11 protein-coding genes and 1 tRNA gene are annotated in these 13,673 nt (G+C 65.8%); 4 read left to right on the forward strand and 8 right to left on the reverse strand.

The window, feature by feature from the left end; all coding sequences use genetic code 11:
• Positions 1 to 180: 180 nt before the first annotated feature.
• Together AC1Q6P_RS01800 and AC1Q6P_RS01805 are read left to right on the forward strand one after the other, a co-directional pair.
• Entirely contained in the window at positions 181 to 1,020 is an 840-nt protein-coding gene (locus tag AC1Q6P_RS01800) for an IclR family transcriptional regulator (RefSeq protein WP_492662784.1), read from the forward strand.
• A 144-nt stretch (positions 1,021 to 1,164) separates the two neighbouring features.
• On the forward strand, positions 1,165 to 1,983 hold the full coding sequence (locus tag AC1Q6P_RS01805; RefSeq protein ID WP_492662785.1) for an EAL domain-containing protein: 819 nt from the start codon (positions 1,165 to 1,167) through the stop codon (positions 1,981 to 1,983).
• 15 nt (positions 1,984 to 1,998) lie between these two features.
• Here the strand turns inward: AC1Q6P_RS01805 and AC1Q6P_RS01810 are convergent, their stop codons facing one another.
• The 4 genes from AC1Q6P_RS01810 to AC1Q6P_RS01825 form a co-directional block, all read right to left on the reverse strand.
• Positions 1,999 to 2,679, reverse strand: coding sequence for an N-acyl amino acid synthase FeeM domain-containing protein (locus AC1Q6P_RS01810; RefSeq protein WP_102767458.1), 681 nt, complete (start codon positions 2,677 to 2,679; stop codon positions 1,999 to 2,001).
• A 260-nt stretch (positions 2,680 to 2,939) separates the two neighbouring features.
• Positions 2,940 to 4,334, reverse strand: a complete 1,395-nt coding sequence (locus AC1Q6P_RS01815) for a lyase family protein (RefSeq protein ID WP_492662786.1) — start codon at positions 4,332 to 4,334, stop codon at positions 2,940 to 2,942.
• Between the two features lie 198 nt (positions 4,335 to 4,532).
• Positions 4,533 to 5,282, reverse strand: a complete 750-nt coding sequence (locus AC1Q6P_RS01820; protein WP_102767460.1) for a SapC family protein — start codon at positions 5,280 to 5,282, stop codon at positions 4,533 to 4,535.
• Positions 5,283 to 6,581, reverse strand: a complete 1,299-nt coding sequence (locus tag AC1Q6P_RS01825) for a hemolysin family protein (protein WP_492662787.1) — start codon at positions 6,579 to 6,581, stop codon at positions 5,283 to 5,285.
• 103 nt (positions 6,582 to 6,684) lie between these two features.
• On the opposite strand from AC1Q6P_RS01825, the gene AC1Q6P_RS01830 reads away from it, so the two are divergent.
• Together AC1Q6P_RS01830 and AC1Q6P_RS01835 are read left to right on the forward strand one after the other, a co-directional pair.
• A complete protein-coding gene (locus AC1Q6P_RS01830; protein WP_492662788.1) occupies positions 6,685 to 7,509 on the forward strand; it encodes a symmetrical bis(5'-nucleosyl)-tetraphosphatase in 825 nt (274 codons plus the stop codon).
• Positions 7,510 to 7,563: 54 nt separating this feature from the next.
• Positions 7,564 to 7,653 (forward strand) — tRNA-Ser (locus AC1Q6P_RS01835).
• A gap of 59 nt (positions 7,654 to 7,712) precedes the next feature.
• Here AC1Q6P_RS01835 and AC1Q6P_RS01840 read toward each other — a convergent pair.
• The 4 genes from AC1Q6P_RS01840 to AC1Q6P_RS01855 form a co-directional block, all read right to left on the reverse strand.
• Entirely contained in the window at positions 7,713 to 9,722 is a 2,010-nt protein-coding gene (locus AC1Q6P_RS01840) for a hypothetical protein (RefSeq protein WP_492662789.1), read from the reverse strand.
• Positions 9,723 to 9,840: 118 nt separating this feature from the next.
• The gene (locus tag AC1Q6P_RS01845; RefSeq protein ID WP_492662790.1) at positions 9,841 to 11,439 is read right to left on the reverse strand and encodes an ABC transporter substrate-binding protein; all 1,599 of its coding nucleotides are present in this window, start codon (positions 11,437 to 11,439) and stop codon (positions 9,841 to 9,843) included.
• Between the two features lie 131 nt (positions 11,440 to 11,570).
• On the reverse strand, positions 11,571 to 12,827 hold the full coding sequence (locus tag AC1Q6P_RS01850) for a cyclic di-GMP phosphodiesterase (RefSeq protein ID WP_492662791.1): 1,257 nt from the start codon (positions 12,825 to 12,827) through the stop codon (positions 11,571 to 11,573).
• A gap of 143 nt (positions 12,828 to 12,970) precedes the next feature.
• Positions 12,971 to 13,627, reverse strand: a complete 657-nt coding sequence (locus AC1Q6P_RS01855; RefSeq protein WP_492662792.1) for a c-type cytochrome — start codon at positions 13,625 to 13,627, stop codon at positions 12,971 to 12,973.
• Positions 13,628 to 13,673 lie beyond the last annotated feature (46 nt).

Here is a 13,673-nt window from a genome sequence, read left to right on the forward strand (position 1 = left end):
GAGCAGCGCAGGGAAGTCGGCCCGTCAGGGCCGACCCCGGAACCATGAGCCCGGTGGCGGCACGGGCTGCAGGGCCTCACGAGCAAAACTGACGACTGCTTCGTAGCGGTACGCAACCCTTGCCCAACAGGAAGAATCGCTTCCGAGCTCAACCCCGCGCTTCGGTTCTAATCTGCCGCCATGGCCTCGCACCGAAAAACCGCACCCAACGACAACGACAGCAGCAACACGCTCGAAACCGCCCCCGAGCGCGGCCCGCGCGGCATCCAGAGCATCGAGGTTGGCGGGCAGTTGCTGACCGCCCTCGCCCACCACGGCCGGCCGCTGGCTTTGAAAGATCTGGCGCGCGAGGCCGGGATGGCGCCGGCCAAAGCTCACCCCTACCTGGTCAGCTTCATCAAGCTGGGCCTGGTGGAGCAGGAGGCACTCAGTGGCCGCTACGGCCTCGGGCCGCTGGCCCTGCAACTGGGGCTGATCAGCTTGCAGCAGTATGACCCGGTGCGCCTGGCCACGCCTCGTATTGAGGAACTGGCCCAGGCGCTGAACCTGACCGTGGCCATCGCCGTCTGGGGCAACCGCGGGCCCACCATCGTGCGGGTGGCCGAGGCGCCCAGCCCCGTGCACATCAGCATGCGCCATGGCACGGTGATGAGTTTGCGCGGCACGGCCTCGGGCCTGCTCTTTGCCGCCCATCTGCCGGAGGCGCAGGTGCAGGCCGCGCTGGATCTGGAGCCTGAGGCCACGCCCAGCCCGGGCCTGGCCGAGATGCAGGCGGAATTGGCGCTGATCCGCGAAGCCGGCCTGGCCCGCGCGCAAGACGCAGTGGTGGCCGGCGTCAGCGCCCTCGCCGCACCGGTGTTCGACGACCAAGGCCGCATGGTCCTGAGCCTCACCGCCATTGGCCCCAGCCGCAGCTTCAGTCTCGCGGCAGATGGCCTGCCCGCGCGCAGCCTGAGGCGCGCGGCCGAAGACATCTCTCGCCAGCTGGGGTCACGAGCAAGCGGCTCAGTCAGCACCTGACGCATACGACAAGGAGCACCCGAACATCCCCCGGTTCTCGCTACCATGGCTGGTGCGCCCTGAACCACGGCGCGGGCGGTGTCAGCGAGTGGCAAACCGATTGACGATGGGTCGCCGCGGCGATCCGCTCCCCCACGAGGCTTTATGAGCGAAAGCACTTCCTTCCCCATATCGGCCACCCATTTCGGTGATTTGGATGAGGCCGCCTGCGATGGCTGCCAGGGCGAGGGACGGCAGCTGGGTTTTGAGTTCAGTTACGCCTTTCAGCCCATCGTCGACCTGCGCGTTGGCAGCATCTATGCCTACGAAGCCCTGGTGCGCGGGCCGAATGGTGAATCGGCCGACAGCGTGCTGGCCCAGGTCACCGATCACAACCGTTATCGCTTCGACCAGGCCTGCCGCGTCAAGGCCATCAAGGACGCCGTGCGCCTGGGCTTGGGCGAGCGGCCCGAGACGCGGCTGTCGATCAATTTCCTACCCAATGCCGTCTACCGGCCCGAGGCCTGCATCCGCACCACCCTGGCCGCGGCACGCAGCCAGGGCCTGCCGCTGGAGCGCATCATTTTTGAAACCACCGAGGGCGAGCGGGTCGGCGACGGCCGTTGGTATGCAGAAGTGATGAGCGAGTACCGCCGCATTGGTTTCCTCAACGCGATCGACGACTTCGGCGCCGGCTACGCCGGCCTGGCCTTGCTGGCCGACTTCCAGCCCGACCTGATCAAGCTGGACATGGGCTTGCTGCGCGACGTCGACAGCCACCGCCCGCGCCAGCACATCATCAAAGCCGTGCTGGACCTGTGCCGAGAAATGGGCGTGCAGGTGATTGCCGAAGGCGTGGAAACACTCGCCGAGCGCGACTGGCTCTGGCAGCAAGGCGCGCGCCTGATGCAGGGCTACCTGTTCGCGCGGCCAGCGTTCCAACGGCTGGTGCCGGCTGATGAGATCGAGGCGCTGCTGCGCTGAGCGCCGCTCGAAATCTCAGTTACGCAGCTTGCGCAGCAGGGCCGCTTCCTCGGCCTCGCCGTAGAAGCAGGGATACAGCGAGCGCGTCTCGACCACCCGCTCGGGCTGGCCGCCCAGACGCGCGATCTGCTCGCGGGCATGAAGCAGATCCAGACTCATCAGCACGGCCGGCGCCTGCACGCGCGGGTTCAGGCGCGCCTCCGAGCGCGCCTCAAAGCCCAGCATGCGTTTGTAGAACGGCACATGGCGCGGGTTGACCTCGATCACCAGCAGATCGCAGGCCGCCAGGCGATGGGCATGCAGATAGGCCAGGTGAAAGAGATGCGCCAGCAGCTGCTTGTTGTCGCTGACTTGATGATCCAGTGCCAGACGTCCGAACTCGCACAGATTGGCGCCACTCGCCCGCAAGGCGGCCAATTCCTCAGGGAACACGCGATCGGCCGCCAGCCCCACCTCGGCGCTGTCCAGGCGCACCGCGATGGTGCCCACGGTGCTGACACCCTGAAAGGCCGAGCAGATGGTGGCACCACCTTCGCTGTGGGTACTCAGGTCCTGGCACAAATAGCCGCGCTCGGCATAACGCCGGGCCACCAGGCTGCAAGCACTCAGGCGCGAGCTGTCATGGCGCACGGTGTCCAGGCGCAATGCGCCCGCCCAGGCCGGGCTCAAGTCCGTGCATGTTTCGATGGCCGTCATCTGTACTGCTCTCAGGTCGTCAACCATCTGGGTCCAGCACTCGGACATCGAGGCCGGGAACCAGCGAGGCGCCAGTCTAATGAGCCCGAATGCGAAAAATTCACAGCCAAGCACGGGACTTACACCAATCCCATGCACTTACTTTCTGACACCGGCCCAGCGTCCAGCTCATGCGGCCCGCCAGGCCGCCCCAGCGCTGGCGAGGCGGCCGCTTGAGTCCGAGCTGTCAGGTCCATGCGCAGCTGGCGCCGCGCGCGGTTTCACCAATGAGGGTGGTCAGACAAGGCCGCCCAGTGCTGACGCGCCGCCACCAGCACCGCATCCAGGCGTCGATCGGCCTGGGCCGCGGCGGCATCAATGTTGAAATGCGCCGCCAGCGTGCCGGCGTCGAAACGGCCGCGCAAGCGCACATCCTCCTGGCATCGGGATTGCGCCAGGGCCAACAGCCCGTCGCCACCGGGCGCCACCTGGTGGCACAGCTGCTCCACCAAGCGGTGTGCGGGCTCGCGACCCATCACAGGAATCAAGCACAGCGTCAACGCTTCGGCGAAGACCAGCTCCTGCTGCGCCTCGATCTGCTCCCGCATGCGGCCAGGAAAGACGCGCAATCCCTGCGCGCCCTGAGCCAAGGCTCGGGTGGCGCCATGCGCATGCAGAAGCAGGCCGCTCATCTCGGCCAGCTCCGCATGCCAGCCGCCCAGACCGCGCTCCAGCTCCTGCGGCATGCTGGCCAGCAGGCCGGCCACGCGCTGAGGCGCGCGCTCGGCTGCGGCCAGGGCACGCAGCAAGGCCACCGGGTTGTTCTTGTGCGGCATGACGCTGCTGGCGCTGCGCTTGAAGCCGCGGCCAGGCTCGCTGGCATTGGCCGTGGCCGGGCTGCCGGGTTCGGGCTGACGCTCGGCCATCTCGGCAATCTCCGGCTGGCACAGCCAGGCCAGATCGCGCGCCAGCTTGCCCAGGGCCCCGCACAGAATGCCCAGCTCCGCGCCCAGGCGCACCATGCGGTCCCGCTGGGTGTGCCAGGGCATGGCCGCCTGTGGCAGCTTGAGCTCGGCCGCGAGCGCGGCGCTCACCGCCTCGGCCTGATCGCCCAACATGCCCAGGGTGCCTACCGCGCCGCCGTACTGCAGCTGCAAGGCAGCATCGCCCGTCTCACGCAAGGCCTGGGCGCTGCGCAGCAGGGGTTGTATCCAGTTGAGCAAGCGATGGCGCAGGCTGCTGACCTGGGCCGGCTGCATCAAGGTGCGCGCCAGCACCGGCACGGCCGGGTGCGCCTCGGCCAGATCCAGCAAATGGCCGAGCAGCTGCAGCAGATCGTCTTCGATCAGCCCCAGGCTGCGGCGCAGCAGCAGGGCCATGGCGCTGTCCACCATGTCCTGGCTGGTGCTGCCCCAGTGCACATAGCCGGCGGCCACGGGGTCGAACAAGCCCACGGTTTCCGCCAGCTTCTGCACCACAGGCAGGGCCAGGCTGCCCGCTGGCACGCTGGCCTGGATCAGGGCCGGCACGTCATACAACTCGACCCGGCAGAGGCTGGCTATCGCCTGCGCCGCCGGCAAGGGAATGACGCCGCAGCGCCCCTGCGCGCGCGCGAGGGCCGCCTCGAAATCCATCAATCGCTGCACCACGCTGGCCGGCTCCAACAGAGCCAGCATCTCAGGGGTGGACAAAAAGCCTTCAAACACCAAGACCGACATCGACTACAAGCCCGGAAGGATTTTTGTGTGGCCGCATCGTAGCCAGGGCCCCAAAAGAAAACAGCTCCTGCAAACCCGCAGCGGGTTTGTCAGGAGCTGCAGCGGCGGCCAGTCAGTGCAGGCTGGCCGTCAGGCCGGTTGAAGACCTTGCAAGTCTCAGGCTGCGGCGCTGGTGTGCTGAACCGCCAGGCGGCTCATATTGCCCATGGAGACGCGGTGCATCTCCAGCAGGGCCAGCAGGCCGTTGCGGTGCAGTTGCACGACCTTGTCATCGGGCAACTCAGCCAGCTTTTGCTCGTCCACGGCCATGAAGCCTTCAACATCCAGCTTTTCGCCATTGCCCAGGGTGGCTTCGAAGCGCATATCGCGCAACAGGTCCAGCTCCACCAAGTGGGCGCAGATGGCGCGGGTGCGCTCGGACTCTTGCTCGAAGCTTTCCAGGAAGTTCTTGGCGTTCAGCAGGAACTCGGTCGGCTGGCCGTCTTCGGCAAACAGGGAGTTGCCTTCAGTCTCGGAGAAACCGGGCCATTCGCTGTCAAAGCACAGGGCGATCTGCTCTTCGTTCTGGTCCAGACGGGCCATGGCGAAGGGGTAGCGGCGCAGGAAGGCGGGCACGTAGTTGCCGGTCCACTTGCCGTCCTTGATGAACAGATTGGTGGCGGGCTTCAGGCCCAGCACGGCCAGCGGAGCCACGGCTTGCTTGGAGCCGTCGGTCGGGGTTTCGCCGACGCGCACGAACACGATCGGATATTCCTTGCAGGCTTCGGCGAACTCGACCGCTGCCAGGAACAGCGAGTTCTGGCCGACCACGCGCTCCACGGTCGACAGGTCCGTCTTCAGACGCAGCTTCTTGTGGGCCTCGCGGTCCAGGGGCACCAGATTCCCATACAGCGGGGGTGTACTCATTTACTCTTCTCCATCTACCGCCAGTCGACTGACCAGCACTTTGTCCACACGCTTGCCATCGAGGTCCACGACCTCGAATCTCCAGGCGTTCCACTCCACCACATCGGCCGTGCGCGGCAAGCGCCCCAGCAACAGCATGATCATGCCGGCCAGGGTGTTGTAGCGCCCACGGTCTTCTTCGGGCAGTTCCTTGAGCTCCAGGCGGTCTTTCAGCTCGGGCACGGGGATCAGGCCATCAAGCAGCCAGCTCCCGTCCTCGCGTTGCACCGCCCAGGCATCACCATCACCGGGCGCATTGAACTCGCCCGCGATCGCTTCCAGCACGTCGCGCACAGAGATCACGCCCTGCACCTCGCCGTATTCATCCACCACAAACACCAGGGGCGCATCCGAGGCCCGGAAGTGCTCCAGCAGCTCCATGCCCGAGAGCGTCTCCGGCACGAACACCGGCTGCTCCAGATCCTGCACCAAGGCCAGCTCCTCTCCGCTGAGGGCACGCTGCAGCAGCGCCTGGGCCGACACCACACCCAGCACCTCGCTGAGGTCGCCACGGCAGACCGGGTAGCGGCTGTAGCCATGGGCGCGCAGCACGGCCAGCACCTGCTCAGGCGAATCGTCGGCATCGAGCCAGGCGATTTCGGCGCGCGGAATCATCATCGAGCCGATCTCGCGCTCATCCAGGCGGAAGACATTGCGCACCATCTGATGCTCATGCTCCTCGATCACGCCGGCGTCCAGGCCCTCTTCCAGGCTGGCGGCGATTTCTTCTTCCGTCACCCCGCGCTGGGCGCGGCCGCGCAGGCCGATCAGGCCCAGCGTGGCCTCGGTGAAAAATGTCAACAGGCGCACCAGGGGGCGCACGGCCAGCGACAGCAGCTCCATCGGCGGCGCCACCAGGCGAGCCACCGTCTCGGGATAGATCTGGCCGATGCGCTTGGGCACCAGCTCGCCGAAGACGATGGTCAGCACCGTCAGGATCACCACCACCAGGCCGGTGGAGGTGATCTCGGCCGCCTTGGCATGCAGCTCAAAAGTGGCGGTCAACCAGGCAGCCAGCGGGCCCGAGAAAGCGGCATCGCCGACGATGCCATTCAGCACGCCGATTGAGGTGATGCCGATCTGCACGGTCGAGAGGAATTTGGTCGGGTTCTCGTGCAGGTCCATCGCGGCCTGCGCCCCGGCTTCGTCACTTTCGACCATGACCTGCAAACGCGCTTTCCGGCTGGCGGTCAGCGCCATCTCCGACATCGCAAACAAGCCGTTGAGCAGAATCAGAAAGAGAACGAGCGCGGTATCCATTGAAGGCGCCACCACCGGGAAAACCCGGATCTGGGCGCGGGCGATTGCAAGAGGCCGCAAGCGTAGCAGAAGCGTTTGACAGCGAAGGCAGCACAATCCCGCAATGAACTATCTTGTCGGAGACCTGCAAGGCTGTTGCGACGCACTCGAGCGCCTGCTTCAGCACATCGATTTCTCGCCCTCGCGCGACCAGCTCTACTTTCTCGGCGACCTGGTCAACCGCGGCCCGGCCTCGCTGCAAACCCTGCGCCGCCTCAGCGGCCTGGGAGCTGCGGCCACCTGCCTGCTCGGCAACCATGACCTGCACCTGCTGGCCGTGGCCCATGGTGCGCGCAAGGCCTCCAAGGGCGACACCCTGGGCGACATCCTCGACGCCCCCGACCGCCCTGCCCTGCTCGACTGGCTGCGCCAGCAGCGCCTGGCGGTGCAGGCCCAGGGCTGGCTGATGGTGCATGCCGGCGTGCTGCCCGACTGGAGCGTGGCCCAGACCCTGAGCCTGGCCGCTGAGGTGGAAGCCCTGCTGCGCGGCCCGGACCTGGCCGAATTCCTGCCCCAGATGTACGGCAACGAGCCCGACCGATGGCGCGAGAACCTGCGCGGCGCCGAGCGCCTGCGCCTCATCATCAACGCCCTGACCCGGCTGCGCTTTTGCGACGCCGAGGGCCGCATGGATCTCAAGACCAAGGGCGACAGCGCCAGCGCCCCGCCCGGCTGGCTGCCCTGGTTCGACGCCCCGGGCCGCCGCAGCGCGGGCCAGCCCATCGCCTTTGGCCACTGGTCCACCCTGGGCCTGCTGCAACGCCCTGATCTGCTGGCCCTGGACACCGGCTGCATCTGGGGTGGCCAGCTCAGCGCCGCGCGCGTCGAACACGGCCGCTGCCTGGCCCTGGTCCAGGTGCAATGCGAGCAGGCCCAGAAGCCAGGCTGAGGCTGGCAATGCAGCTAGAATGCGAGTCCACCGCAACACACGCACAAGATTCTTGGAAGCTTGGCCGAGCGGTTTAAGGCACCGGTCTTGAAAACCGGCGAGGGTTTATCCCCTCCGTGAGTTCGAATCTCACAGCTTCCGCCAATAAAAAACGGCCTGCTTTCACAAGCAGGCCGTTTTTCATGGCGCACGCCCGGGCGCGCTCACTCCGCCTGCAAGGTGTACTTGCTGTAGTAGCGCCGCCCCTGCATGTCCTGTGCGCCCAGCCAGATTTCGGCTGTCATGGTCAGCGGCGTGGGCAGGCTGAGGCCGGCCAGGGTGAGCGTGGTCTTGGGCGGCAGCGGCGGCGTGGCGTCGGTGAACAAAGGGATGATGCCGCCGGTCAGGCGGGTGCGCACGCTGATCAAGCGCATATCGGGGTTGGCGCTGGCCCAAGTGGCGTAGTTGAGCACCAGGTCCTGGCGCAGGGCTGAGGCCTTGAGCGGCTGGCTGCTGCTGATGCCGTCCAGGGTCGGGAAGCGACTGCGGCCGCTGTCGGCGGGCACATCGGCGGGCAGAAACATGGCGCGCGTCTCGGCCGTGCCGGCGATGGTGTAGCTGGCCACGTACTTGGCGCCACGCTGGCTTTCGGCGCCGCCCAACCAGCCCAAGGCCGATTGTTGCAAGGCGCTGTCGGCGATGTCCCCGGTGGGCGCCACGGTCGCCGAACCCGGCGTGCTCGAGATGCACATGAAGGGCCGGTTGCAGTAGGACAGGCCGATGCTGTAGCCGCTGGGCATCTGCACATTGGCCGTGCTCAGCAATTGCACCGGTGTTGCGGCGGCCGTGCGGGATTGCACTTCCAACTGGATGCCGACCCAGGGATTGGCAGCGCTGGCCGCACTCGCCGGAGCGAGCGCCGCATCCGCCGCCAGGGCCTGCACGCTGACCGGATAGATCTTGGCTTCGACCTTGCGCGCATTGCCGATCAGGCTCCAGCTGCCGCCCGTGGTGGCCGGAGCTGGGGCTTTGGTGAAGGTGGCGGCATCGGTGAAGTACTCCTGCACCGTGCCCGTCGAATCGCTGACGGCGGCCGCCACCAGCACGCGCTTGCACAGGCCGCCGGTCAGCACATCGTCGCCACAGCCGGTCACCATCATGCGGCCCAGCTGACGCTTGGCCGTGGCCAAACCTGCGAGGCGAGCGGCCAACTCGGCCTTTGTGCCGGAGTTGTGGCTTTCATAGGTACCGAGCCAGGTCGAGGCGGTGAAGTCAGCAGCCGTCTTGCCCTGGGCGATCAGTGCATTCAAACCTGCGCTGAGATCGTCCAAGCTGGCGAGATTGTCCGTCGTCGCCTTGGCACTGGAGGCCAGCTTGAGGGTGGAGCTGATGGCATTGGCCGGCACGCCTCCGGTCTTGAGCAGTTCGGTCTGCGCCGTGGCCAGCCCCACCACCACCTCCGGCACCGCCGTGGCCAGCATCTTGTTGCTGATGAGCAGCTGATCCACGCCCTTGTTGCTGCGTGCCACTTGCACGCGCAAGGCTTCGAGCAAGAGGTCTTGGGTGCTCTTGTTGGCCGTGAAGCCGGCATCGCCCAGCAGGTCGAGGCTGGCCGTGTTGGTGATCTTGAGGTCGCTGAGCTGGGTCTTGATCAAGGCCTTGAGAAACTCGCCGGCCCCGCTGGCGGCCGATGCGGCAGGGGCAATCTGCGCCGCGCTGGCAGCGGCCGTGGCAAACAAGGCTTGCGGATCGGTCCCCACGGACAAGGCCACGATGGCCTGGCTCAAAGGCGTGACATTGGCCACCATGGCCGATTTCGCCGCGTCCAGAATCGGCACGATGGAGTGCAGGACCTGGGGCATGCCCTGAGAGTCCACGCCGATCACCTGCACCAGCAGCGGGCCCTTGAGGGTCTTGCTGCTGAGGTTGAGGCTGTAGCTGCCATCGCTGGGCTGCGTGCTGGTGCTGCCCAGGGCTGTGCCGGCGGCATCGATGACCTTGATCTGGGCATTGGCCAGGGGCGCGCCAACCGCCGCCACGCCGCTGAGGGTGGGCGTCACGCTGAAGGTGGTGCTGCCAGCGGCGCTGTCCGTGCCGCCGTTGCTGGAATCACTGCTGCCGCCTCCGCCGCCGCAGGCGCTGAGCACCAGGCCCAAGGTCAGGCTGGACAGCAGGACCAAGCCGGCCTTGAGACCCGGCAATACTGGAGAAGAACGGTGCGGCGTGGAAGACATGAGATGAGGCTCGCTCGGGCTGCTATTCCCCTCATCTTAGGCATCAAGTTCCCGGCGCCAGCGCCGAAGAAGCACGCGCTTTTGGCGCGTTATTGCCGCCCGCCGCAGCGAGAGCGCCTCATTTCGGGCCGATGTTCACCCAGGCCACCTCGAACCAGTTGTCCGGCCGGTGCACCACACTGACGTTGCTGCGGGCCGCCCAGGGAATCATCTGGCGGTGCAGGGGCAGAACCTGGAACTGTTCTTTCAGCTCCATCAGCGCCGACTTGATCAGCTGCTCCCGCTTCTTGGGATCGATCTCGACGCTGCTTTGGGCGGCCAGGCTGTCGAACTTGTCATTGCGCCAGTTGCCATAGTTGTAGGCACCGATGCCGCGCTCGCCGCGGTTGCGAAACACCGGCGCGAAGATGGACTCGGCATCGGTGATGGCGCCGCCCCAGCCATAGAGATACAGGCTGGTGTCGAGCTTCTCCAACTTGGGGAAGAACAGCACCCGCGGCATGGCCGAGACCCGCACCTTGATCTTGAGCTGGGCCCACATCGCGGCCAGTGCCTGGCAGATCTCTTCGTCGTTGATGTAGCGGTTGTTGGGGCAGTCGAGCGTGACCTCAAAGCCGTCGGCGTAGCCGGCTTCGGCCATCAGCTTGCGGGCGCCAGCAATATCAAAAGGGAAACGGGCCTCGATCTTGGGGTCATCGAAGGCTGCGACCGACGCCGGCGTCAGTCCGCCGGTGGGCACGCTCAAACCATTCATCAGTTTGCTGCGCAGAGTTTCCACATCGATGGCCTGGTAAAGCGCGCGGCGCACACGCAGATCCTTGAACGGATTCTTGTCACCGGGCACCTGGCCGTAGAGCAGCTTGTCCCGGCCCTGGTCCATGCCGATGAAGATGAGGCGATTCTCGGGGCCGTCAATGATCTTCACACCCTGGGTGTTGCGCAGACGCGCGACGTCGCGCGGTGCCGGGTCGAGCACAAAGTCCAGTTCGCCCGAGACCAGAGCCGCCAGGCGGGTGGCGTCATTGGCGATCGGTGTCAGGACAATTTCCTGCACATTGCCCTCGAACTTGCCCCACCAGTTCGTGTTGCGCTTGTACACCGTCTTGATGCCGGGTTGGCGGGTGACCAGCATGTAGGGGCCGGTGCCGTTGGCATTCATGCTGGTGAAGCCCTCTTCCTTGTTCTTGAAGTCCAGCGGCCGGGTGGCGCGGTTGGCCTCAGACCAAGACTTGCTCATGATCCAGAGCGTGTCCAGATGCTGCAGAAAGATCGGGTTGAAGGCGGTCAGCACGAACTCCACCGTCTGCTCGTCCACCTTGCGGGGCGTGCCCACGGCATTGGCGTAGATGGACAGCTGCGAGGTCGACTCCTTGGCGCGCTGGATGGAATACACCACATCGTCGGCGGTGAAGGGCTGGCCGCCATGGAACTTGACCCCCTGGCGCAACTTCACGCGCCACAGCAAGGGGTTGACCTGGGTCCACTCGGTGGCCAGGCCGGGCACGATGTTGAGCTTGTGGTCGCGGCGGGTCAGGCGCTCGTAGACCTGACCATTGACCATATTGGTCATGCTCTCGTTCTGCGAGTGCGGGTCCATGGTCTGGGGATCACCCTGACTGGCCCATTTCAGGGTCTGCGCCTGCGCCGCCGGTGTCGGCAGCATCAAGGAGATGGCCAGAGCGGCCAACAGCGGCACCAAACGGAACGCGGTATTCATTGCGAGCACCTCTCAAGCCAGGAACTTCGCGAGTGTAGGGAGCGCGGCATGAGCTTCCGCATGGGGTAAACCTTGGCTCTCAGCCGGCTGGCTGCGCAGGCGGCAAGGACTATGCAAAAAATGACGAAGGGTCAGGTCTTGCGCCAGATGTCGTCGAGATGGGTGAAGCCCCAGTCCTGCGGCGACTCGCGCCCCACCACCCGGTCCGAGTTGGCCGGGTTGGCCAGATCCAGCATCTGCACCGGAATCGGCAGCTTAGACTTGGTCGAGTAGAACACCCGCACCATGGGTGCAGCCAGGTTCTGCGGATTCAGGTCGATCACAACCGCCAGGCGGCCCGATTCCAGCTTGACCAGGCTGCCCACCGGGTAGATGCCCACGCTCTTCACAAAGGCTTTGAATACCACCGGGTCGAACTGACCGGTCCATTGCGCCATGCGCTGGATGGAGCCGGCAGGGTCCCAGGCGGCCTTGTAGGGCCGGGTCGAGGTGATGGCATCGTAAACATCGCAGACCGCGCCCATGCGCGCGAGCAGGCTGATCTGCTCACCCTTGAGCTTTTGCGGATAGCCGGTGCCGTCCATCTTCTCGTGGTGGTGCAGGCAGACATCGAGCGCGGCCTCGGGCACGGCCCCACCCTCTTTCAGCATCATGTAGCCGCGCATGGGGTGGGAGCGCATGATGTCGAACTCGGCCTCGGTCAGCTGCCCCGGCTTGTTGAGCACATCGAGCGGCATCATCATCTTGCCGATGTCATGCAGCAGGCCGGCCAGACCGGCCTCGCGTGTTTGCGTGTCATCCAGACCGAGCTGGCGGCTCAAGGACACCATCAGGGCGCACACGGCCACCGAGTGCATATAGGTGTAATCGTCCTTGGTCTTGAGCCGGGCCAGGCTGATCAAGGCCGAGGGGTTGCGCGACACCGAGTCAGCGACTTCTTCCACCAGCGGCAGGCACATCTCGGGATCGATGGCCTTGCCCATGCGAGCCTCACCAAACAAGGCCGTGACGGCCTGGCGCGAGCGGTTGACCACCTGGGCGGCACGGCCCATCTCGGAGCCCATGCTGACCCGCTCGACCCGCGCCGGGCCGGGGGCCATGGTGGAGGCTGGCGCCGCCTCGGCCGGCGGCGTCGATGCGGAGGCGGGGCTGGGCGCATCGACCAGATCCTGGACCAAGGTGTCGGGCACGGCTTGGTCCTGCACATCGCTGCCCTTGCTGACATCGATCCAGACCATGGGTACGCCACTGGTCAGCAGCGCCTCCAGATCGGCCGGGTCGCGCAGCACGAACTTGGTCTTCCAGAAGGGGTGCGACAACCACGAACCCTCCATGGACTGGAGGTACATGCCCAGCTGAACCTGATGGATGGGAATCTTCTTGAGCATGAGCCTGGCTGAAAACGAATCGCTGGGAGGAGCACGAAGAACGTGCCGCCGAGTATGGGCCACAGCAGCTCCGCGCGACCCGGCGATCAGGCACAAAAAAGCCGCCAAATTGGCGGCTTTTTGACGCTGCACGCAGGCCTGGTTCAGCGGAACTTGCTTTGCGGCACGGTGCGCAGATCGCCAGGCAGCGAGGCCAGGTACTTGGCGATGGCCTTGAGTTCGGCAGCGCTGAACTGCTTGACCTGGCCGGCCATGATGGCGTTGCTGCGGCCAACCACGGCGTTGCCTTCGGTCTGATAGGACTTCAGGGCCACGTTCAGGTAGTCAGCGTGCTGGCCGGCGATCTTGGGATAAGCGCCGTCGATGGGCTTGCTGAAGTTGGCGCCGTGGCAGGAAACGCAGGCACCCTTGGTCAGCAGCTCAGCCACCTTGGCCGAGGGGGCTGGCGGGGTTTCCGGCAGGGCTTGGGCGGGGGCTTGCTTTTCGTACAGGGCCGAGATGTCGGCGATGTCTTGCTCACTCAGGGTTTGAGCAATACCGCGCATGGTCGGGTGCTTGCGCTCGCCCTTGGCGTAGGCCGTCAGGGCCGCGGCGATGTACTTGGCGTTCTGGCCGGCGATCATGGGCACTTTGTGCACTTCAGGAAAGCTGGCTTGGTAGCCCGGGATGCCATGGCAGCCAATGCACATGGCGATCTTGTCCTGGCCGGCCACCGCAGGAGCGGCGTCCTTGGCGAGAACGGAAGCGCTGGCGCCGAACAAAGTGGCCAGAGCGAGCGAGATCTGCAGCAGTTTTTTCATGGTCCCGGGGTGTCTAGATCTTGTACCGACGGGCATTATAGGGGGC

The organism is Roseateles sp. GW835-FHT13E02 (assembly GCF_058794035.1).